Source organism: Arthrobacter sp. 10T413_2 (assembly GCF_056394205.1).
The window spans coordinates 16,896-37,602 of sequence record NZ_JBFTHK010000024.1 but is presented as its reverse complement, the minus strand read 5'-3'; the positions used below and the strand labels follow the sequence as shown (position 1 = coordinate 37,602).

Here is a 20,707-nt window from a genome sequence, read left to right as displayed (position 1 = left end):
ACAGTGCCGGAGGCACCTCCGCGGAAAAACAGTGCCGGAGGCACCTCCGCGGAAAAACAGTGCCGGAGGTGCTTAGACAGTCCTTAGACGGTGCGGACGACGTCCTCGTAGGCGAACTTCGGCTTGGCCGCGCCCCAGGCGTCCGCACCGGGCTGCCCGACGTTGACCACCAGGAAGCTCTTCTGGCTGCCGTCGGGGAAGAATGCGGCGTCGATGGCGGCGAAATCCGCGCCCGTCATGGGCCCGGCGGCGAGGCCCAGGGAKCGGACCGCGAGGATGAAGTAGCCGGCCTGCAGGTGGGCGTTGTTGTTGCCCGTGGCCGCGGCAAGGTCAGGCGCGGCGTCGTACATGGCTTTGGGAGCGTTGTAGCCGGGGAGGAAGTTGTCCCACTGGTCCTGCCAGGCGGTGTCGTAGCTCAGGACTGCGACGAGGGGCGCGGATGCCGTCTTGGCGCGGTTTCCGGCGGAAAGTGCGTCCACAAGCGTGGCCCGGGCTTCATCCGAGCGCACGTACGTGACGCGCAGCGGCTGTGAATTGAAGGCGGTGGGGCCGAACTTCGTCAGTTCGTAGATGGCACGGGCCTGATCGTCGGTAACGTCGCCGGTGAAGGCGTTCGCCGTGCGGGCCTCGGCAAAGATGGCGTCCACCGCTGCGGCGTCGATTACTGCTTCTTCATGGGCKATCGTMATTCGCGTCCCTTTCGCTGGGCCGGCGCACCGTCCGGCGGCTGGCGTCTCCTGCTGTCCATAGTTGCAACTTCAACTAGCAGCGCCTGCTTCCCGCCGCGCCCTGTGATGTCCGGCACAGTAGTGCAGGGTATGCGGCCCGTGTATGCGGCCCGGGCGCATCGACTTCGGCATCACGCGGCCCGGGCACACACGCCCCGGCGCCGGGCGCCCACGGGAACGGCGTCAAGACCCTGCGCGGTAAAGTTGCCTGGAAGATTCCTTCCGCTCCGGCCCCACACTCTCTGAAAGGCTCCCGGCAATGAGCATGCTCGGCACCAAATGGAAGCTCCACGGCACCGGCAAGTCCGTCCGCCCCGGTGAGGTCGTCAGGCCGGATGAGCGGCTCACCTGGCCGCTGACKATCGGGATCGGGATGCAGCACGTCGTGGCCATGTTCGGCGCCACCTTCCTGGTCCCGATCATCACGGGCATGCCGCCGGCCACCACCTTGTTCTTCTCGGGCAYCGGCACCCTGCTGTTCCTGGTCATCACCCAGGGACGCGTTCCGAGCTACCTCGGKTCCAGCTTCGCGTTCATCGCACCGATCCTCGCCTCGCAGCAGCAGTTCGGCATCCCCGGGGCGCTGGGCGGCGTCGTGCTGGCCGGCGCAGCCCTCGCCGTCGTCGGCGCCGTGGTGCAGAAGTTCGGCGCCGGCTGGATCAACCGGCTCATGCCGCCGATCGTGACCGGCGCGATCGTCGCCCTGATCGGCCTGAATCTGGCGCCCGCCGCGAAGAGCAACTTCGACAAAGCCCCCGTCACCGCCTTCATCACGCTGGCCGTCATCATTGTGGTCAGCGTGCTGTTCCGCGGCATCCTGGGCCGGCTGAGCATCCTGGTGGGCGTCGTGGTGGGCTACCTCGTCGCGATGATCCGGGGCGAAGTGGACTTCGCCAAGATGGACGGCGCCACGTGGGTTGGCCTGCCGCACTTCCAGACCCCGGAATTCCACCTCGGCGTCGTGGGCCTCTTCGTGCCTGTCGTGCTGGTGCTGGTGGCGGAGAACATCGGTCACGTGAAGTCCGTGTCCGCCATGACGGGCCAGAACCTCGACGGCGTGTCCGGCCGGGCGCTGCTGGCCGACGGCGCCGCAACCATGCTGGCCGGGTTTGGCGGCGGGTCCGGAACCACCACCTATGCCGAGAATATCGGCGTCATGGCTGCCACCAAGGTGTACTCCACCGCGGCGTACTGGGTGGCGGGCATCTTCGCGGTGGTGCTGAGCTTCTCACCGAAATTCGGCGAACTCATCGCCACTGTCCCCGCCGGCGTCCTGGGCGGCGCGGCCACGATGCTGTACGGCATGATCGGCGTGCTGGGCGTCAAGATCTGGGTCCAGAACAAGGTGAACTTCTCCAACTCGATCAACCTGACCACGGCCGCCGTGGCGCTGATCATCGGCATCGCGAACTACACGTGGACCGTCGGCGACCTGACGTTCAACGGCATCGCGCTCGGCTCGGCCGCCGCGCTGGTGATCTACCACGGCATGAAGGCGATCGCGAAGGCGCGCGGCACGGTGGCGGAGCCCGAAACGGAGGATCCGGCGTCCGTTGCGACGGCGGCGGTGAAGGCCGCTGCGAAGCGCGCACCGAAGAAGCGCCGCTAGCGGCATCTCCCGTTACCGCCCGCACCGCCAAAGCCAAGAGGCCGGGGCYGGGCCACCGTGTGGTGGCCCGGCCCCGGCCCGGCTGGTTGTGGCGGCAGCCGGTTTAGCCGGCGTCGAACGGTTCCTCGTTGTCGCTGCCCTTCTCCGGCGACTTCTCCTTCGGCAGGTCCGTGCAGGAACCGTCGKGCAGCGCGGCCGCATCCTGGCCGGACTCCGAGGAGAAGGGACGTCCGGCGTCGGGCTTTTCGGTGTTCGATGCATCCATCTCGGCGTCAGCCGAGGGGACAGCGGCGTCGCCGCTCCTGGCACCGGATCCGGGCTCGGTAGTGGTGTTTTCTGAACTCATGTGTTCCTCCGCTCCGCCGGAGCGTCCTGCTCCGGGCTAACTTGCACTTGTCTTGGTCTTCTGCGCCGAACTGGCTGAGGCCCGGCACTCCGGCCGGATGCGTCCCGCCGTCGGGGTTCAGCTCAGAGGCCCTTGCCCCCGGTGACGGGCAGCACCGCGCCGGAAATGTAGGAGCCGTGGTCCGAGGCGAGCAGCACATAGGCCGGCGCGAGCTCCGCGGGCTGGCCTGCGCGCTGCAGGGGTGTGTCCTGGCCGAAGGAGGGGAGCTTGTCCGGCCACGCGGTCGCAGGGATTAGCGGAGTCCAGATGGGCCCCGGGGCCACGGCGTTGACCCTGATCCCCTTCGGCCCGAGTTCCTGCGCCAGCGCCTTGGTGAAGGTAACCTGAGCGGCCTTGGTCATGGCGTAGTCGATGAGTTCGGGCGAAGGCTTGAATGCCTGGATGGAGGCCGTCGTGATGATCGAGGCGCCGGCGTTGAGGTGCGGGACGGCGGCGCGGGCCGTCYAGATCAGCGAGTACAGATTGGTCTTGAAGACGCGGTCGAACTCCTCCGTGGGCAGCGACTCGAAGCTGTCCCGGTTCTTCTGGTAGGCCGCGTTCAGCACCAGCACGTCCAGCCGGCCGAACTCGGCCAGCGTGTCGTTCACGATCTTCGCCGCGAAGTCCTCGCTGCGGCCGTCGCCGGGCAGCAGTACGGCCTTCCGGCCGGCCTTCCGTATCCACGCGGCGGTGTCCTGCGCGTCTTCTTCCTCTTCCGGCAGGTAGGAGATGGCGACGTCGGCGCCTTCCCGGGCGAAGGCGATCGCCACTGCCTTGCCGATCCCGGAGTCGCCGCCCGTGATCAGGGCAGCCTTGCCGCTGAGCGCACCGCTGCCGCGGTAGCTTTCCTCGCCGTGGTCCGGCTTCGGTTCCATGGGCGCGGTGAGGCCCGGCTGTTCCTGCACCTGCTCCGGGAAGGACCCCGAGTAGTAGCCGGTGCGGGGGTCCTTCGGTTGGTCCTGCTGTTTCTGTGCGGCGCTGCTTGAGTCAGTCATAGTCCACCTACCCAACGTGTCGGTTTTCCAGGGATGCTCCTCGGACCGGCGCTGACCGGCCCCTRTGAAACTATCCCGGCGAAATGAAACTATCCCGGCRAAGTACGCAGTTTCTACCCTAACCGCAAAGTAGTCAGCAAACTTACTACCGACTTGTTTTTGGCAACTCTCAAGCCTAGGTTGAGGGTGGGGCGCACACCGCGCCCGCTTCACAGGGACTTCAGTGTTCATGGGGAGTCCGGGGATTTCAGTTTGCGCGGAGGAGCAGTCATGACAGGCCCGGCGGCGCCGCAGGATGACGGCAGGGACGAATCGCGGGCTGAGCGGATGGACCGGAATTGGGTGGAACTCCTGCAGGAACTGCGGGTACTCCAGACCGGGGTCCAGATTCTGGCCGGCTTCCTCCTKACACTGCCGTTCCAGGCCCGCTTCGAGACGCTGGACGGCTACCAGACCGGGCTGTACCTCGCCAACGTCATCGTAGCCGCGCTCACCACGGCCTCGATCCTGTTGCCGGTGAGCCTGCACCGCCGGCTCTTCCGGCAAGGGCTGAAAGCTACCCTCGTGGCCAGCGCCGACACCATCGCGAAGGTGTCATTGGGCGGCGTCATGCTGCTGAGCGTGGGCACCACGTCCCTCATTTTCGATGTCACGTTGGGCCGGACGGCCGGCGTGATGGCCGGCGTCGGCCTGCTGGCTGTCCTAGTGCTGCTGATGGTCTTTGTCCCTGCCGCACTCCGCCGGAAGGGCCTGGAGGAGAAGCCACAATGACAGACGTTTCACAGGAGCGGCGCGCCGCAGGCACGGGAGGAACCATGGGCAAGTGGGTCAAGGAACGCGRGCTGCTGCTGGCCAACGCAGCGCTATTCATCGCCTTCTTCGGCGGCATGGTCCTCAGCGGGGCAGCCAGTTACAGCGAGGACCAACTGGCCCACGGCCAGCCGGCGGTGAGCGTCCTGCAGTACCTGGGTACGGGGGCCTTCGTGGAGGCGACGTTTGAGAACTGGGAGTCGGAATTCCTGCAGATGGGCATGTATGTCCTGCTGACGGTCTTCCTGTTCCAGAAAGGGTCCTCGGAGTCCAAGCCCATGGGCCGCGCCGCCCCGCAGGACGAGGATCCCCGGCAGGCCAAGCTCAGGGCGTCCACGCCCTGGCCCGTCCGGCGCGGCGGGTGGGTCCTGAAACTTTACGAACACTCCCTGTCGATCATGTTCCTGCTGCTCTTCCTGATGTCGTTTGTTCTGCACGCAATCGGCGGCAGCGCCGATTACAACGACGATCAGCAAGCCCACGGCCAGCCGACGGTCACGGTGCTGGGCTACCTCGCGACGAGCCGTTTCTGGTTTGAGTCGTTCCAGAACTGGCAGAGCGAATTCCTGGCGGTCGCCGTACTGGTGGGCGCGTCGGTCTATCTGCGGGAGAAGGGATCCCCCGAGTCCAAGCCGGTGGCCGAACCGCACTACGAGACAGGCACCTGATCCCCGCGAGCATCGGTCAGCAGGTCGCGGCCCCGGCGATCGGCGCTTTCGTCGCTCCTGCTTTCGGCGCCCCTGCAATCGGAGCCGCCGTCAGGCCCCTTCGAGGACCTGGCTGGTGGCCCACGCAAGGTACTTGGCGGCGTTGGMGACGGCGTCGTCGGGGCTCGCGGCGACATCCAGCAGCTGGGCCGCGGCCACCACGCCGTGCCGGGCAAGGTCCTCCGGGGTGACGAGAATCCGGCCGGCCACCACGATCACCGGTATGCCGCGGGCGTGGGCGGCATCGGCCAGCGCGATGGGCGCTTTGCCGGTCAGCGACTGGCTGTCCATGGAGCCTTCCCCGGTGATGACCAGATCGGCCACCGCGAGTTTTTCCGCCAGCCCGGTGAGGCCGGCCACGAGCTCGAATCCGCCCTCCAGGGCGGCGTTGCTGAAGGCCAGGAACGACGCCGGGAAGCCGCCGGCCGCACCGGCTCCGGGGATGTTGACGTCCCGGCCGGTGGACTCGCGCAGGACCGAKGCCCAGTTGCGCAGGCCGGCGTCGAGCAGCTCCACWGCATCCGCGTCGGCGCCCTTTTGCGGGCCGAACACGTGCGCGGCGCCGTCGCTGCCGAACAGCGGGTTCCGCACGTCGACGGCGATCCTGAACTTCACGGCGGACAGCCGCGGATCCAGCCCGCTGACATCCACCGTCACGACGTCGGCGAGCGACCCGCCGCCGAGGGGCACCACGTTGCCGGCGGCGTCCAGCGGCTTGAGGCCGAGCGCCCGGAGTGCGCCGCTGCCGCCGTCGCTCATGGCCGAACCGCCMACGCCCAGCACGATTTCCGTGGCCCCTGCGTCCAGGGCGGCGGCGACCAGCTGGCCGCAGCCGTAGCTGTGGGCCCGCAGGGCGTTGGCAGGCGTCGGTTCCATGTGCGCCAGGCCGGATGCCTGCGCCGTTTCAATCACCGCAGTGGCCMCGCCGAAGGCGTCCTTGCGGATAGCCCACGCGGCACCGATCGGAGCCAGGATCGGACCCACGACRGCGTTGAGCCTTTCCTCGTAGCCTGCCGCGACGGCCGCCTCCAAGGTCCCTTCGCCGCCGTCGGCCACCGGAAACTGGATGGCTTCGGCGTCGGGATAGACGCGCAGGGCGCCTTCAGCGATGGCKGAGGCGGCTTCGGCGGCGGTCAGGGAGCCCTTGAACTTGTCCGGGGCGATGAGGATACGCATGGCACTATCCTGCCAGTCCGGAGGGCTCGGGACGCTGACAAGACGCGGTGTTTAKGCCCAGGTCCCGCGCTCCGTGAGGACCGTCTTGAGCAGGTCGGCGCGGTCCGTGACAATCCCGTCGACGCCAAGATCGAGCAAACGGTGCATTTCCGACGGTTTGTTGACGGTCCAGACGTGCACCTGCAGGCCGTGCCGGTGCGCCCGCCGGACAAAGCCGGGCGTCACCACGGTMACCGCGCCGTAGCGGACCGGCACCTGGAGCGCATGGACCCCCTGCAGGGCCCGACGCGCCACGAAGCCCATCAGCGTCGCCGGCAGTACCGGTCCCAGCAGGACGAACACGGCGTTGGACACCGTGCCCGCAGAGCCCGCGGCGGGACGGCTCAACTGCCGAAGCACGGCGCGGCGCCTACGGTCCGAGAAGCTGGCGACCAGCACGCGGTCGTGCAGCGCGTGGCGTTCGATTGCGGAGGCCAGGGCGTCGACGGAATTCCAGTCCTTGACGTCGATGTTGAGCCGGACGTCGGGGAAGGCCGCGATGAGTTCCTCGAACAGCGGGATCGGTTCAGTTCCGCCGATCCTGGCCCGGGCTACGGCCGCGGCGGGCAGGTCGGCGATCCGGCCGCGTTCCTGGGTGACCCGGTCCAGGGTCTTGTCGTGGAAGAGCACCAACACGCCGTCGGCAGTGGTGTGGACGTCGGTTTCCAGGTGCCGGAATCCGAGGTCGACGGCGGCGCGGAACGCGGCCATCGAGTTCTCCAGCCCGTCCAGGGAGAAGCCCMGGTGGGCCATCGCGAGGGGTGCCCGGGCTGTGTCCTGGTCCCCCGGCACGGCTTGCTCCGGGCCGCCGCCGCGGGTGCCGTCAGGATTCCCGCCGGGGTTCCCGCCGGGGGCAAAGTAGGGGTGCGGGTTCGTCACTCCTGAAGCGTACCCGAGCCCCGATCCGGCCGCGCGGGACCCCGGTCCGGAGCGGGCTGAGCGGAACGCGGCATGGGCGACCCKGCGTTAGCGGACGCTGGCGTCAGGAGTCGTGCGGCCGGATTTCGACGCCGTCGCCGCAGTGCAGGAGCGTCCGGCCGCGGCCGCCGTCGAGGTCCACCCAGACAACGCTGTGGTCGGCCGTCACGGCGTCCACCAGGCCGCCGGTCTCGAAACCCGGGGCCAGCCGGACGCTGACGCGGTCGCCCTGGCGCAACTGCCGCCAGTGCCGGTCCGGCTCGGCCGGATGCAGAGGTTKGTCGTCCGTTTTGTTGACGCGGTACTTGGCCATGTTTTCCCCACTATCGGTCAAACGATCTGTCGCGAGCCTTCAGCCTAGGAGGCCAAGGTGAACGCCAGTTGACCGCCCGCTGGGAATCCGGTGACCGGGAAGTCACCGCGGGGAGTGTTGGTCGGGAGTGGAGCTCAGGGAAGCCGCAGGCCGAGTTCGGCGAGCTTGGCCTCGAGGATCTGGGCGACGCCGTCGTCGTCGAAGTGCGGCGCCTGCTGGCCGGCGGCGCGGATGGCCTCGGGGTGGCCGCTGGCCATGGCGTAACCGTCCCCGGCCCAGCGGAGCATCTCGATGTCGTTGGGCATGTCACCGAACGCCACCACGTCTGCGGGGCCGATGCCCAGGGAGGCGGCGTATTCGGCGAGGGTCACGGCCTTGTTGACGCCGGGCAKGGACAGTTCCAGCAGGGCCATGTTCGGCGCCGAGTGCGTCGCGGCAGCCAAATGGGCGACGGCGGGCGTCACCTCGGCCAGGAATTCGTCGGCGGTGCCCTCCCGGACGATGGCCATGAACTTCACCACGGAGTCGTCGGCCGTGAGGGTGCTGTGCAGCGGGGCGGGCGTGAATTCAGCCAGCAGCGGGCTTGTGCCGGAGTTGAGGAAGCCCGGTTCCAGGTGGAAGCCGGTCAGGGTTTCAGCGGCAAACAGTGCAGTCGGGCGCAGCCGCCGGATGATGCGGCGGGCCTCGAACACTGCGTCCAGCTCCAGCGCACGGGCTGAGAGCATGCGGTCCGCCTCGAGGTCCCAGACCACGGCGCCGTTGGAGCAGATGACGGTGCCGGCATGCCCCAACTGGTCCTGGAGGGGGTGGAKCCAGCGCGGCGGGCKGCCCGTGACGAAGACGAGTTCCACCCCTGCGTCGCGGCAGGCGTGGAACGCGCGGACGGTCCGGTCGCTGATTTTTCCGTCATGACTGAGGATCGTTCCGTCGATGTCGCTTGCTACGAGCCGCATACAGCCAGTCTACGTTGGCCGCCGCGGTCCCGATCCCGCCTCCCGGACGTGCAACCGCGCGGGCCCCTGCGCCGGGGTCGCCGGAAAGCGTCCAGTTCGCCGGGACGTTCCGGCGAACTCGAGAGTCTCCGGCGACTTCGACGGCGGCGCGGCCCTCTAGTGCTGTTCGTAGTGCCCGGTCAGCCTGGCCCGGCCCAGGGTGTGGCTGAACAGGGCAAAGCCAAGGCTGGCAGGGCTGYCGTGYCCGCCGACGTCGAGCTTGTCGACGTCCACCGCATGGACCACGATCAGGTAGCGGTGCGGGCCGTGTCCCTTGGGCGGGGCGGCGCCGACGTAGCCGGCGAATCCGGCGTCGTTCTTCAGCTGGAGCGCGCCGGGCGGAAGGGCCGCGCCGTCGCGGGATCCGGCGCCCGCGGGCAGTGACGTGACATCGGCCGGGATGTTGAGCACGGCCCAGTGCCAAAAACCGCTGGCCGTGGGGGCATCCGGGTCGAAGACCGTCACCGCGTAACTCTTGGTGCCGGCCGGGGCGCCGCTCCAGCTCAGCTGCGGGGACTCGTCCTTGCCGCCGGCGCCCATAACCCCGCTTCGCTGCGCGGGGGGAAGTGTGTCGCCGTCGTGGAAGGATGCGCTGCTGACGTCGAAAGCGGGGACGTCGGGCAGCGGCGCGTAAGGATCGTGGGCTGTCATGGCTGCCTTTCCTGAACTGGTTGCTGTTCGGTACTGCCGGCTGTTCGGGTACTGCCTGCTATGCGTTGCCGGTCCCCACGCTACCAAGCTCCATCCGGGCCAGCTCCGCGCGCGTGGGCGGGTTGGCGCCGGCGCGGGACACGGTCACGGCGGCGGCGCGGGAGGCATGGGCAAGGAGATCGCGGAGGCTTTCGGCAGAGAGTTCGCGCAGCGCCTTGCGGTTCTGTGCCCCATCCAGGCCCAGGTCCACCACCCCGGACAGCAACGCGGCCATGAACGAATCGCCGGCACCGACAGTGTCCGCGACCAACACTGCGGGAGCGGCGAACTGCGCAACACCGGCGGCGTTGATGCCCCAGGGGCCCTTGCMGCCGCGAGTCACCACCACCATGGCCGGCCCCTCCGAGCCGCCCAGCGCCAGCCAGCGGCGGGCCGAGTCCAACGGGTCCGTTCCAGGGTAGAGCCATTCAAGGTCCTCGTCGGAGGCCTTCACCACGTCTGCGAGAGCCACAAACTTTTCGACCTGCCCGCGGGCGTAGTCCACGTCCGGGATGATGCTGGGGCGGCAATTGGGGTCAAAGCTGATCGTGGCCGACGGGTGGGCACGCTCGACGGCGGCAAGCACCTCGGCCGCGCCGGGCGCCAGCATCGTGGCGATGGAGCCGGTGTGCAGGAGCGTGGTTCCCTGCAGGAGGAACGGCAGGCGCGCCGCGACGCCGGGGAGCTCCCAGGCGAGGTCGAAGGTGTAAGTGGCGGCGCCGGCGTCGTCAATCAGAGCGGCGGCCACGCTGGTGGGAAGCCCGTCGGGTGCCAGCGGCAGCAGCACGGAACTCGATTTCAGGTGCGCCGCCAGGGCTTCGCCATAGGCATCCCGGCCGTAGCGGCCAATGAACTGGACCGGATGGTCCAGCCTCGCCAGCCCCACCGCTACGTTGAGGGGGCTGCCGCCGACATGGGCCTGGACGCCGGAGGAACGCTGGACAACATCAACCAGCCCCTCGCCAATAACTGTGAGCATGGTCATACTCTGCCAGAGATTCGGGTCCGGTGCCGTGTGTTGCCGCACCTGTTCGCAGCTCCCCGCGTGTCCGGGGCGCGGCTGTGCAGCCCGTCGTGCCGGGCCGCGCAGCCACCCGGCCGCTGAGGCTCAGGCGGCGGCGGTGTCCACGGCGATCCCGTCGGGTCCGGCGTCGGCGAACCTGGCGTCGATGTGGACCACGTCCCGGCCGGCGCGCTGGAGGAGGCTCGCGGCGACCCCGGCGCGATACCCGGACGTGCAGTGCACCCAGAGCTTCCCGGCGGGGACGTCCTCAAGGTGCAGCAGCAGTTCGTGCAGTGGGATGTTGACCGCGCCCACCACCCGGGACGCGGCGAATTCATCGGCACGGCGCACGTCCAGGACGGTGTCCCCGGCGGCCCGGCCGGTCAGCACGCCGTCCCAGTCCACGCGGGGGTACGAAGCGAGGGCGGCCTGCGGCGCAAGGGCATGCGGGTCGGTTCCGACGGCGGCGTCCGGGGATTCGATGCCGATCCGGGAGAGGTCACGGATGGCCTTCTCGATATCTTCCTGCGAGCCCACGAGGGTCAGCGGTTCACCCCACGGCAACACCCAACCCAGGTAGGTGGTGAAACTGGAACCCGTGCCGTATTCAAAGCTGACGCTGCCCTTGAGGTGGCTGCTGGCGAAGGCCACACGTTGCCGCAGGTCCACTACCCACTCGCCGCCGTCCAGTCGCCGGGCGAGCTCGGCGGCGTCGAGCGATTCGGGGACGGCCAGATCGGCGGGTCCCGGTCCGCGGACGTTGGCCGGGCTCATGTGGGCGTAGTAGGAGGGGTGGTCCGTGAGGTTGGCGATGAGCTGGCGGACGAAGTGGTCCTCGTCGGGGTCCGTCAGGGCGTGGTTGGCGGCGAGCTGCTCGCCGATCGTGGAGGACCGGGCACCGGAGGCCGGCCCGGAGGAGCAGAACGAGCCGAACCCGTGGGTCGGGAACAGCGCGGCGTCGTGCMCGGACTCCGCGACGAGGCGCCGGACCGAGGCGTACTGATCGTGAGTCAGGCCGACGGTGTCCGCCGCGGCAACGAGGTCCGTGCGCCCGACCGAGCCGTAGAGCAGGCTMCCGCCCGAGAAGACGGCCTGCTTCTGGCCGTCGTCCACGATGTACGACATATGGGTGTGCGTGTGGCCCGGGGTGGCGACCGCCTTGACGGTAAGTGCGCCCACCCGGACCGTCTGGCCGTCGGCGACGGGCGTACGCTCGAACGCCACGGGATCGGCGGCGTTCACCAGGTAGTCGGCGCCGTGCGCGCGGGCCAGGATGAGGCCGCCGGTGATGTAGTCGTTGTGCAGGTGGGTCTCGGCCACGTGGGTGATGGTGACCCCGGCGTCGCGGGCGGCCGCTTCGATGCGGTCCGTGTCACGCTGCGGGTCGATCGCCAGGGCCACCGCACCGTCGTGGACCAGGTAGCTGCGGTCCCCGAGCTGCGGGGTCTCGATGACAATGACTTCCATGGCCCCTCCCGGGCTGTCAGCCCCGGTTGACGGGGTGTCCCTCATCCTGCCACTGCATGATTCCGCCGGTGACGTTGACGGCGTCGTAACCCTGGTCTTCCAGGTAGGTGGTGGCCTGGGCACTGCGGCCCCCGGCGGCGCACATGACGTAGATGGTGCCGCTGGCCGGAACCTCGTCGAGGGACTGCACAAACCGCGAGAGCGGGATGCTCCTGGCGCCGGGGACGCGGACCGCCGCGAATTCGTCGTCCTCGCGGACATCGACGATTTCAGTGACTTCGCCCAGGGCGGCCAGGTCCTTGACGGAAATGCTCTTCATGCCTGTTCCTTTCGAGGGCGCCGGTGGCCCGACGCGCTTGTTCCAGCTCAATAATGATACCCMTTGGGGTATCATACGTGCTCCGGGCGTCGCCTTCGCCCCACCACCAAATCTACTCCCCCCGGCAGTCCGAAGCCCTAGCCTGCCGGATGGCCCTGCTGATATACGTCCGGGATGCCGTCGTGGTCCGAGTCGATCCTTTCTTCCTCTTCCGCGCGGCGGTAGTGCGTATTGCGGGCCCGGAGTACCGCGCTGGCGAGCAGCGCGGCGAGCAGCGAGGCCACGAGGATCCCGACCTTTGCGTGGTCTTCGTGGACAGTGCCCTGGCCGAAGCTCAGTTCGGCCACCAGCAGCGACACCGTGAAACCGATACCGGCCAGGATCGACAGGCCGAAAACGTCGATCCATTTGAAGGAGCCGTCCAGCCGGGCGCGGGTGGCTTTGGTGATGAGCCACGTCGTGCCCAGGATACCGGCGGGTTTTCCAAGCACGAGGGCCAGGATAATGCCKACCGCCACGGGATCGGTCAGGGCGGCGCCGAGGCCCTGCAGGCCGCCGATGGCCACCCCGGCGGAAAAGAATGCGAAGACCGGGACGGCGACGCCGGCCGAGATCGGGCGGAACCGGTGTTCGAAGATCTCCGCGAGGCCGGGTCCGGCCTCGGGACCGCCGCTGGCCCGGGAGCGGATCACAGGGACGGCAAAGCCGAGCAGGACACCGGCCACGGTGGCGTGGATGCCGGACGCATGGACCAGCGTCCACGTTGMGGMGCCGAGCGGCAGCAGGATCACCCAGGCGGCCAGCCCGTGAGTGCCGAAGAACCGCCGGTATTTCTGCACCAGGAATGTGTAGAGGCCGAGCGGAAGCAGAGCGAGCAGAAGCGGGAGCGGATGGAGTTCGCTCGTGTAGAAGACCGCGATGATGGTGATGGCGAGAAGATCGTCCACGACGGCCAGGGTCAGCAGGAAGATGCGCAACGCGCTGGGAAGGTGCGAACCGATCAGCGCCAGCACGGCGACCGCGAACGCGATGTCCGTGGCGGTGGGGATCGCCCAGCCCCGCAGGGTCCCGGCGTCCGCGACGTTGACGGCCGCGTAGATGAGCGCGGGAACGGCCACGCCGCCCACGGCCGCAGCCACCGGCACCACGGATTTGCTCAGCTGGCGCAGGTCTCCCGCAACGAACTCCCGTTTGAGTTCGAGCCCGACCAGGAAGAAGAAGACCGCCAGCAGCCCGTCCGAGGCCCAGGCCCCCAGGCTCAGGTCCAGGTGCCAGGGCTCGTAGCCGACAGTGAAGTCACGCAGCGCGAAGTAGCTTTCCGACGCCGGGGAGTTGGCCCAGATCAGGGCCKCCACCGCCGCTGCGACCAGCAGCGCGCCGCCGACGGTTTCCTTGCGGAGGATTTCGCCGATGCGCAGCGCTTCCGCGTAGCTGCCGCGGGCGAAAACGGTGAGGCGAGGAGGTGTGGGAGAAGGGGGCAGGGCGCTCATGGGGTCCTCACAGTGGGGTCGACGAAACTATGCCGACCAGACTTCCCGGCGCACCTGGGGTCCAGTCTATGCGCTTCCGGCCCCTTAGGGCGGCGGCCGGCATGAGCCACCGCCCGCACAAATCCACCACCCGGCCTCGCAGCCCGGATGTCAGGCCAGCATCTGCTGCACCAGTTCGCGGCACTTCCGGTAGGCGGGCGCCTTGGGATCAATGAGCGCGAAGTGGTCGCMCGGGACCTTGAGTAGCTGCACCGGCGCACCGGCCGCCTTGGCCGCTCCGGCGTAGGTCTCSGACTGGCTGAACGGCACGGTGTCGTCTTCTGTGCCATGGACGGCATAGATCGGCACGCTCAACGGCACCGCACTCATGGGGTCCGCGTATTTATGCCGTTTGGGGTATTTCTCCGACGAGCCGCCGAGGAAATTGCTGACCGCGCCGTTGCTGAGATTTAGCCGCTCGGCGGCCGCCAGGTTCAGCAATCCCGACTGGCTCACGACGCCCGTGAGCCGCACCGCGCCGTCGTCGTCTCCCCTGCGCACCAGCTGACGGTCCGCGTCCGGGGCGCCGAGACCGGCGAGCCGGCTGCGTCCCGCCGCCCAGACGGCAAGGTGGCCGCCTGCCGAGTGCCCCAGGGCCACCACCCGGTCCAGGCCGAGCCCGTGCTCGTCCGCGAGCTCACCGAGCTTGTCGATTCCGGCCAGGACGTCGGCAAAGGTGTTGGGCCAGCCTCCGCCGTTGCCGGCCCGCCGGTACTCCAGGTTCCAGGCGGCCATGCCGTGCGTGGCGAGGTCCTTGGCCAGGGGTTCGCCGAGTTCCGCACCATACTGCGAACGCCAGTAGCCGCCATGGATCACCACCACCACGCCCTTGGGGGCGGCCACGTCCGGGAGGAAAAGCTCGCCCCACTGGCTGGGGTCCTCGCCATAGTGATACTTCTGCCTCTTCACAGCGTCCTCCYTGGGGCCCGGTGAACAGGCGGCGGAGACTGCCCCCAGTGTCACCGTCGCTGCGGCCGCGATCCAAGTCYGCCGCCGCACATCAGCCATGTGCTGAGCCTACAGTGGACGCCGCGCGGCCCCGCGCAGGTCGGGCTCCCGCATGCCGTCCGGCGGCCCGGCCACGGGGGTGGCGGGGGCGCGGGCGTCGGGGGTGCGCCGTAAGCTGGACGCATGGCGAGCAACTGGGAGCGTTTGGACCCGAGCCTGCGCGATTCCGTGCAGGAGAACGTGGAATTGTACGAGCGGGTCCGGCCTGCGCTGAAACTGGTCACCCGGGAGGTCCTGCTCACCCTGCGGACCATGTTCAAGGACACCGAGGTCATGCCGCTGTTCGTCACCGGCCGCACCAAGACCGTCGAATCCTTCCGCGAGAAGATTTCCCGCACAGAAAAACCGCTGGAGCCGGGCGGGCCGCTGGTGCTGAAGTTCCCGGATCCCTTCCGGACCCTGAACGACATGGTGGGCATCCGCGTGATCACCAAGCTGCCGGCGGAAAACGCGGTGGCGGCCAACCTCATTAAGCGCCAGCGCCAGCTCTTCGACTGCCGCGGAGACCGCGAAAAGGACATCGGCTCGATCGAGTCAGGCACCTACGGCTACTCCAGCCGGCACCTGATCCTGCGGACCATCCAAAACGAGGCCGTCAAGGACTACCAGCAGGTCTTCAACCCGGATGTCCCGCCGAACGGCAGCTACTTCTTCGAATGCCAGATCCGCACCGTGTTCGCCCACGCCTGGAGCGAGATCGAGCACGACATTCGTTTCAAGGCCGAGGACCCCCGGGCCTGGACCCCGCACTTCGACCGGCAGTTCACCGCCACGGCAGCCATGCTGGAGACCGTGGAAAGCGCCTTTTCGGACCTGCACGAGCGCTATGAGGAGGTCCGCAGTTACTGGGATGTGGAGGGCGAGGGTGCCGCGCCGCTGACGCCCAACCGGATCCGCGACGTCTGGCGGACCCTGCTGCCGCACGTGGACCGGAAGGTCGACGACGACTGGGGCTGGGCTGCGGAACTCATGGCAGCGCACGGGCTCAACCAGACCATGCAGCTCGCCGGCCTTCTCAGCGCCAACCGGATCACCGAGGTCCGCCAGGCCCTGGACCACCGCTACTCCCCCGGCCCGGACCGGCTGCTCGATGACCTGCTGCTGTGGCAGTACGGCACCGAACACATCGAGCTCACCGCCGAGCCGGCCGACGCCGTCCCCCACCCCCGGCGCGACAGCCTGCTGCGGCGGCTCAAGCAGATCGAACGCTACCGGCTCACGCAGGGGTAGGGGCGGCCCCGCGCAGAGCGGGGGCGGCGGCATGACACAGGAGCATGCCACGGCGGCATTACCCAKGGGCAGGGCGGCCCGGTGGCCGCGCTCAGGCCGCGATCAGTCCTCGAACGCCGCCCGGAAAGCGGCCAGGGCGGCATCGCCTGCAGCCAGTCCATGCCCGCCCGCGGCGCCGGCTTCAAGGCCGATGACACCGGAGTAGCCGGCTACCCTCAGCGCCGCCGCAACAGCGCGGTAGTTGATTTCCCCGGTGCCGGGTTCGAACCGGCCGGGGACGTCGGCCACCTGGATCTCCCCCGTCCACGGCAGCGCAGCCCTGACGAGTTCGATCAGGTTCCCTTCCCCGATCTGGGCATGGTACGGATCCAGCATCATCTTCACGTGGGGATGGTCGACCGCCGAGACCAGGGTGAGGGTGTCCTTGGCCCGGGCCAGCGGGATGCCGGGATGGTCCAGGATGGTGTTAAGGTTTTCGAGCGCAAACGTCACGCCGTGCTTCTCGCCCAGTACTGCAAGGCGTTCGAGCGTCCGCAGGCCGGTCAGCCACATTTGGCCCGTGGACCGGTACGTGGGMCGGACGGCGCGACCGCCTTCGCCGAGTTCGGCCGGGTGGACCACCATCCGCTCGACGCCGAGTTCCAGCGCGGTGGGAATCAGCTTTTCGGCCGAAGCCACCACCTGGTCGGCGCTTTCGGGGTTGATCAGGCTGCCGCCGAAGTAACCGCTCATCGAGGAGAAGCGGGCACCCGTGGCCGCGAGGGCGGAGATGTCCCGCCCTCGCGTATCCCAGAGTTCCACCTCGAAGCCTTGTCCGTGGATCCGCCGCACCCTCTCGATGAGGTCCAGCTCGCCATAGACCATCTCGGCGCAAACGGCCAGGCGGAAACTCATTCTCCCTGCCCTACGGCGTGGTGCGCGGGCTCGGCGGCCCGCAATTCGGCGATCGAGGAAACCTCCACGGGAAGCCCGGTCTCGTTCKAACGGATCGCCGCCAGTGCCACGGCCAGGGCGTTGCGGGCGTCGGTGCCGCCGGGGCCCGGGGTTCCGGGGGCCGCCTGGTTCCCGCGGCGCGCCTTGACGGCGTCGACGAAGTGGGCCAGTTCCGCGGTGTAGGCGTCATGGAAAAGATCCACGTTCAGCCGCACGGTGGAGGAGGCGATGCCGGCCGCGGTGTAGCTCGTCGCGCTGGACGCCTGGGGTCCTCCCGCAGTAACCATGCCCGCCGAGCCAAAGACTTCGCCGCGCACGTCGTAGCCGTACAGGGCGTTGAAATTGGCCTCGGCCACCGCGATGGCACCGTTGCTGTACGTCACCGTCACCACCGCGGTGTCCAGCAGTCCGCCGGCTTTCCGCTCAGGGGCGACCAGCGCGTCGGCGACCGCGTGGACACGGACCGCAACGGCGCCCGGGTTCAGCCAGTTCAGGGTGTCGAAATCGTGGATCAGGGTTTCGAGGAAGATGGTTCCCGGCGGAATCCGCTCGGGGGCGGCAAGGCCTGCCGCGGTGCCCGGATCCCGCGTCAGCGACCGGAGCAACTGGGGAACTCCCACGGCGCCGTCGTCAATCAGCTTCCGCGCCGCGGCGAAGTCGTTTGCATAGCGCCGGTTGAAGCCGAACTGAACAATGACGCCGGCAGCGTCGGCTGCATCAAGGGCACCGTCCAACTCCTCAATAGTCCGGCCGCCCGGCTTCTCGCAGAACACGTCCTTCCCGGCCCGGGCCGCAGCAGCAATCAGGTCCGAATGGAACCGTGCCGGCGCCGCAATGAGGACCGCGTCAATGTCCGGATCATTCATCACGTCTGCCGGGTCCGTGCTGATTTTGCGCACTCCCAGCCGGCCAGCGAGGGCTTCGACCGCGGGGAGGGCGGGATCGGCAATGGCCTCCAGACGGGCACCCGGAATCCGGTGGGCCACCGACTCGGCGTGGAACTTGCCAATCCAACCGGCGCCGATGAGTCCGACGCGGACGGGCCGGTCGCCGCTGACCGGATGCTGCAGATAGCTCATGAAAAACTCCTAGCCTGGGTTATAGATCGTTCTAGTAGATCCATGATGCACCTGCTGCCGGTCATTGTCTAGAACGTTCTATAGACTGGTTGAAAGCAAGGAGCAAGAATGACCGAACAGCAACGCCGCCCTACGCTCATGGACGTCGCCGAAGCCGCGGGCGTCTCACGTGCCCTGGTGTCCATCGTGATGCGCGGCGCCCCGGGCGCCGCCGAGTCCACCCGGAAGAAGGTGCTTGAAGCGGCCCGGGAACTCGGCTACCGGCCGGACAGCCGGGMCCGGCTGTTGCGCAGCGCGCGGACCAGGCTTCTCGGGTTGAGCTTCTTCACGTCAGAGCCGTTCCACGCCGAGATCGTCGACGCCGCCTATGCCGGCGCCGCGGAACGGGGCTACGAAATCGCCTTGAGCGCGGTTGCCAGCGGCCGGCCCGAAACGCGGGCGGCGGAGGCGCTCCTGGATATGGGCTGCGAGGCGCTGATCCTCATCTCCCCGACGCTGGGCAGCCAGGAGCTCGCCGGGTTTGCACGCCGGGCACCGGTTGTAAGCCTCCTGCGCGACGACGTCGGAGACCAAGTGGACTCCGTCAGCAGCGACAACCACGCCGGCATCCGGCTGGCCGTTGAACACCTCGCCGCCTTGGGTCATCGACGCATTGTCCATGTCGACGGCGGGGCGGCAGTCTCGGCCGACCAGCGCCGGGATGCCTTTCGCACCGAAATGCTCCGCCGGGGGCTGGAGCCTTTCGTGGTTCCGGGCGGCCTCACCGAGGAAGACGGGCTCAGGGCCTGCGCATCGCTCCGGGACAACCCCCCGTCCGCCGTGATCGCCTTCAATGACAGGTCAGCCCTAGGGGTGATCGAGGGCCTTCGGACCGCCGGGCTGCGCGTGCCGTCGGACGTGTCAGTGGTGGGCTACGACGACAGCCAGTTTGCCCGGCTMAGCTATGTGCAACTGACTTCTGTCAGCCAGGACGCGCCCCTCCTCGCCACTGCCGCCGTGGACAGGGCGGTCGAGCGGCTGGCAGGAGCCGACGCCCCGGCTCACCTGGTCAGGACACCGCATCTGGTGGTCCGCAACACCACCGGACCGGCGCGCCCAAGCTGACCTGCCGCCGAATCTCCCCACCTTTAGAGTCACGACGCCGCCAATCGCCGGCGGTTCGGCGCAACACGCCGGCGGGAACTTCCGAAGGCGGGCAAACCCCGACGCCAGCAAGCCGCCACTGCCGGCCTGCTAGTGCCCGGCGCCAAGCTTTCCGGCGAGCCGCTCGCGCATGGCCAGGCTGGCGTCGTTGAGGCCCACCACTTCGACGCTCTTGCCGTGCTGGCGGTACTTCTCTGTAATGGCATCCAGTGCGGCGATCGTGGAGGCGTCCCAGAGATGGGAGTCGCGCATGTCGATGACCACGCGGTCAGGGTCCAGGGCGTACTCGAACTGGGTGTAGAGGTCGTTCGAGGAGGCGAAGAACAACTCGCCGTCCACCTTGTAGGTGGCGAGTTGGCCGCCGTCGCCCTCCGCCAGGGACCGCTCCACGGTGACGAAGTGCGCCACCCGCCGGGCAAACAGGACCATGGCGACCAGAACGCCGACGCCGACGCCGATCGCCAGGTTGTGCGTGGCCACGGTCACGGCGACAGTGGCGACCATGACGAGCGTTTCGCTCTTGGGCAGCGCTTTGAGGGTGGAGGGCCTGATGCTGTGCCAGTCGAAGGTGGCAACGGAAACGAAGATCATGACGGCCACGAGCGCGGCCATCGGGATCAGGGACACGATGCCGCCGAGAGCCACCACGAGGATGAGCAGGAAGACGCCGGCCAGGAAGGTGGAGATCCGGGTGCGGGCGCCGGAGGCCTTGACGTTGATCATGGTCTGGCCGATCATCGCGCAGCCGCCCATGCCGCCAAAGAAGCCGGTGACAATGTTGGCCACGCCCTGGCCCCAGGCCTCGCGGGTTTTGGGCGAGCGGGTGTCGGTGATGTCGTCCACGAGCTTCGCGGTCATGAGGGATTCGAGCAGCCCCACGAAGGCCATGGCGAGGGAGAAGGGGAAGATCACCTGCAGCGTTTCGAACGTGAACGGCACACCGGGAAGAGACAGGGAGGGCAGTGAGTCCGGAAGCGCTCCCTTGTCCCCCACGGTGGGAACGGCGACGGCGGCCAGGACGGTGATGAGTGTCAGGACCACGATGGCCACCAGAGGCGCCGGAACGGCTTTGGTCAGCCTGGGCAGGCCGAAGACGATCAGCAGGCCTGCCGCGGTGAGCGGATAGACCAGCCACGGGACGCCGATCAGCTCGGGCACCTGGGAGAGGAAGATCAGGATCGCCAGGGCGTTGACGAAGCCCACCATCACGGAGCGCGGGATGAAGCGCATCAGCTTTGCCACCCCGGACAGGCCCAGGATGATCTGGAAGAGGCCGGCCAGGATCACCGCGGCGACGAKGTAGTCCAGCCCGTGGGATTTCACGAGCGGGGCGATCACCAGGGCGACGGCGCCGGTGGCCGCCGAGATCATCGCGGGGCGCCCGCCGACGAAGGAGATGGTGACGGCCATCGTGAAGGAGGCGAAGAGTCCGATCCGCGGGTCCACTCCGGCGATGATCGAGAAGGCGATCGCCTCCGGGATGAGGGCCAGGGCCACCACAAGGCCGCCGAGCACTTCGGTTTTGAGCCGGCGCGGGGACCTCAAGGCGCCCCGGACGGATTGCAGTTGCTMGGGCGTGAAGGCCGGGGCATCTGCGGMAGTTTTGGCGGCCATTGCTGGCTCCGTTCGTGGTC

Annotated in this window: 21 protein-coding genes; 5 read left to right on the top strand and 16 right to left on the bottom strand. The window is 68.5% G+C overall.

What is annotated here, in order from left to right:
* Positions 1 to 83 precede the first annotated feature (83 nt).
* Positions 84 to 689 carry a malonic semialdehyde reductase gene (locus AC1DBQ_RS06440; RefSeq protein ID WP_476927719.1) on the bottom strand — a complete coding sequence of 202 codons (606 nt, stop codon included), beginning with the start codon at positions 687 to 689 and terminating at the stop codon, positions 84 to 86.
* A gap of 298 nt (positions 690 to 987) precedes the next feature.
* On the opposite strand from AC1DBQ_RS06440, the gene AC1DBQ_RS06435 reads away from it, so the two are divergent.
* Entirely contained in the window at positions 988 to 2,337 is a 1,350-nt protein-coding gene (locus AC1DBQ_RS06435; protein WP_476927718.1) for a uracil-xanthine permease family protein, read from the top strand.
* Between the two features lie 103 nt (positions 2,338 to 2,440).
* Here the strand turns inward: AC1DBQ_RS06435 and AC1DBQ_RS06430 are convergent, their stop codons facing one another.
* Together AC1DBQ_RS06430 and AC1DBQ_RS06425 are read right to left on the bottom strand one after the other, a co-directional pair.
* Complete coding sequence (locus AC1DBQ_RS06430) at positions 2,441 to 2,683, bottom strand: hypothetical protein (RefSeq protein WP_476927717.1); 243 nt, start codon at positions 2,681 to 2,683, stop codon at positions 2,441 to 2,443.
* A gap of 122 nt (positions 2,684 to 2,805) precedes the next feature.
* Positions 2,806 to 3,717 (bottom strand): SDR family oxidoreductase, encoded by a 912-nt coding sequence (locus tag AC1DBQ_RS06425; protein ID WP_476927716.1) that lies wholly within the window; start codon positions 3,715 to 3,717, stop codon positions 2,806 to 2,808.
* A gap of 270 nt (positions 3,718 to 3,987) precedes the next feature.
* On the opposite strand from AC1DBQ_RS06425, the gene AC1DBQ_RS06420 reads away from it, so the two are divergent.
* Positions 3,988 to 4,488, top strand: coding sequence for a DUF6328 family protein (locus tag AC1DBQ_RS06420; RefSeq protein ID WP_476927715.1), 501 nt, complete (start codon positions 3,988 to 3,990; stop codon positions 4,486 to 4,488).
* A complete protein-coding gene (locus AC1DBQ_RS06415; RefSeq protein WP_476927714.1) occupies positions 4,485 to 5,195 on the top strand; it encodes a DUF6766 family protein in 711 nt (236 codons plus the stop codon). Before AC1DBQ_RS06420 ends, AC1DBQ_RS06415 begins: the two co-directional genes overlap by 4 nt.
* A 90-nt stretch (positions 5,196 to 5,285) precedes the next feature.
* On the opposite strand, the gene AC1DBQ_RS06410 is transcribed toward AC1DBQ_RS06415, so the two are convergent.
* The 10 genes from AC1DBQ_RS06410 to AC1DBQ_RS06365 all read right to left on the bottom strand — a co-directional run bounded on the left by AC1DBQ_RS06410 (position 5,286) and on the right by AC1DBQ_RS06365 (position 14,589).
* A complete protein-coding gene (locus tag AC1DBQ_RS06410; protein ID WP_476927713.1) occupies positions 5,286 to 6,410 on the bottom strand; it encodes a glycerate kinase in 1,125 nt (374 codons plus the stop codon).
* A gap of 51 nt (positions 6,411 to 6,461) precedes the next feature.
* The gene (locus tag AC1DBQ_RS06405) at positions 6,462 to 7,328 is read right to left on the bottom strand and encodes a glycerophosphodiester phosphodiesterase family protein (RefSeq protein WP_476927712.1); all 867 of its coding nucleotides are present in this window, start codon (positions 7,326 to 7,328) and stop codon (positions 6,462 to 6,464) included.
* Positions 7,329 to 7,431: 103 nt separating this feature from the next.
* A complete protein-coding gene (locus AC1DBQ_RS06400; RefSeq protein WP_476927711.1) occupies positions 7,432 to 7,680 on the bottom strand; it encodes a hypothetical protein in 249 nt (82 codons plus the stop codon).
* A 134-nt stretch (positions 7,681 to 7,814) separates the two neighbouring features.
* Complete coding sequence (locus AC1DBQ_RS06395) at positions 7,815 to 8,633, bottom strand: HAD family hydrolase (RefSeq protein WP_476927710.1); 819 nt, start codon at positions 8,631 to 8,633, stop codon at positions 7,815 to 7,817.
* Positions 8,634 to 8,789: 156 nt separating this feature from the next.
* The gene (locus tag AC1DBQ_RS06390; protein ID WP_476927709.1) at positions 8,790 to 9,323 is read right to left on the bottom strand and encodes a YbhB/YbcL family Raf kinase inhibitor-like protein; all 534 of its coding nucleotides are present in this window, start codon (positions 9,321 to 9,323) and stop codon (positions 8,790 to 8,792) included.
* Positions 9,324 to 9,381: 58 nt separating this feature from the next.
* A complete protein-coding gene (locus AC1DBQ_RS06385) occupies positions 9,382 to 10,341 on the bottom strand; it encodes a carbohydrate kinase family protein (protein WP_476927708.1) in 960 nt (319 codons plus the stop codon).
* A gap of 129 nt (positions 10,342 to 10,470) precedes the next feature.
* Positions 10,471 to 11,832 carry an MBL fold metallo-hydrolase gene (locus tag AC1DBQ_RS06380; protein ID WP_476927707.1) on the bottom strand — a complete coding sequence of 454 codons (1,362 nt, stop codon included), beginning with the start codon at positions 11,830 to 11,832 and terminating at the stop codon, positions 10,471 to 10,473.
* A gap of 16 nt (positions 11,833 to 11,848) precedes the next feature.
* Positions 11,849 to 12,151 carry a rhodanese-like domain-containing protein gene (locus AC1DBQ_RS06375; RefSeq protein ID WP_476927706.1) on the bottom strand — a complete coding sequence of 101 codons (303 nt, stop codon included), beginning with the start codon at positions 12,149 to 12,151 and terminating at the stop codon, positions 11,849 to 11,851.
* A gap of 137 nt (positions 12,152 to 12,288) precedes the next feature.
* Positions 12,289 to 13,641 (bottom strand): Na+/H+ antiporter NhaA, encoded by a 1,353-nt coding sequence (nhaA, locus tag AC1DBQ_RS06370; protein ID WP_476927705.1) that lies wholly within the window; start codon positions 13,639 to 13,641, stop codon positions 12,289 to 12,291.
* 150 nt (positions 13,642 to 13,791) lie between these two features.
* Complete coding sequence (locus tag AC1DBQ_RS06365; protein ID WP_476927704.1) at positions 13,792 to 14,589, bottom strand: alpha/beta hydrolase; 798 nt, start codon at positions 14,587 to 14,589, stop codon at positions 13,792 to 13,794.
* A 222-nt stretch (positions 14,590 to 14,811) separates the two neighbouring features.
* Between AC1DBQ_RS06365 and AC1DBQ_RS06360 the strand changes: the two genes are divergently transcribed.
* Positions 14,812 to 15,918 carry a GTP pyrophosphokinase gene (locus tag AC1DBQ_RS06360; RefSeq protein WP_116765412.1) on the top strand — a complete coding sequence of 369 codons (1,107 nt, stop codon included), beginning with the start codon at positions 14,812 to 14,814 and terminating at the stop codon, positions 15,916 to 15,918.
* 102 nt (positions 15,919 to 16,020) lie between these two features.
* Here the strand turns inward: AC1DBQ_RS06360 and AC1DBQ_RS06355 are convergent, their stop codons facing one another.
* The gene (locus AC1DBQ_RS06355; protein ID WP_476927703.1) at positions 16,021 to 16,812 is read right to left on the bottom strand and encodes a TIM barrel protein; all 792 of its coding nucleotides are present in this window, start codon (positions 16,810 to 16,812) and stop codon (positions 16,021 to 16,023) included.
* Positions 16,809 to 17,930 (bottom strand): Gfo/Idh/MocA family oxidoreductase, encoded by a 1,122-nt coding sequence (locus AC1DBQ_RS06350; RefSeq protein ID WP_476927702.1) that lies wholly within the window; start codon positions 17,928 to 17,930, stop codon positions 16,809 to 16,811. Before AC1DBQ_RS06350 ends, AC1DBQ_RS06355 begins: the two co-directional genes overlap by 4 nt.
* Positions 17,931 to 18,038: 108 nt before the next feature.
* Here AC1DBQ_RS06350 and AC1DBQ_RS06345 point away from each other — a divergent pair, with 108 nt between their 5' ends.
* Positions 18,039 to 19,034, top strand: a complete 996-nt coding sequence (locus tag AC1DBQ_RS06345) for a LacI family DNA-binding transcriptional regulator (RefSeq protein ID WP_476927701.1) — start codon at positions 18,039 to 18,041, stop codon at positions 19,032 to 19,034.
* A 129-nt stretch (positions 19,035 to 19,163) separates the two neighbouring features.
* Here AC1DBQ_RS06345 and AC1DBQ_RS06340 read toward each other — a convergent pair whose 3' ends face one another.
* Positions 19,164 to 20,687, bottom strand: coding sequence for a SulP family inorganic anion transporter (locus AC1DBQ_RS06340; RefSeq protein WP_476927700.1), 1,524 nt, complete (start codon positions 20,685 to 20,687; stop codon positions 19,164 to 19,166).
* Between the last annotated feature and the right edge of the window lie 20 nt (positions 20,688 to 20,707).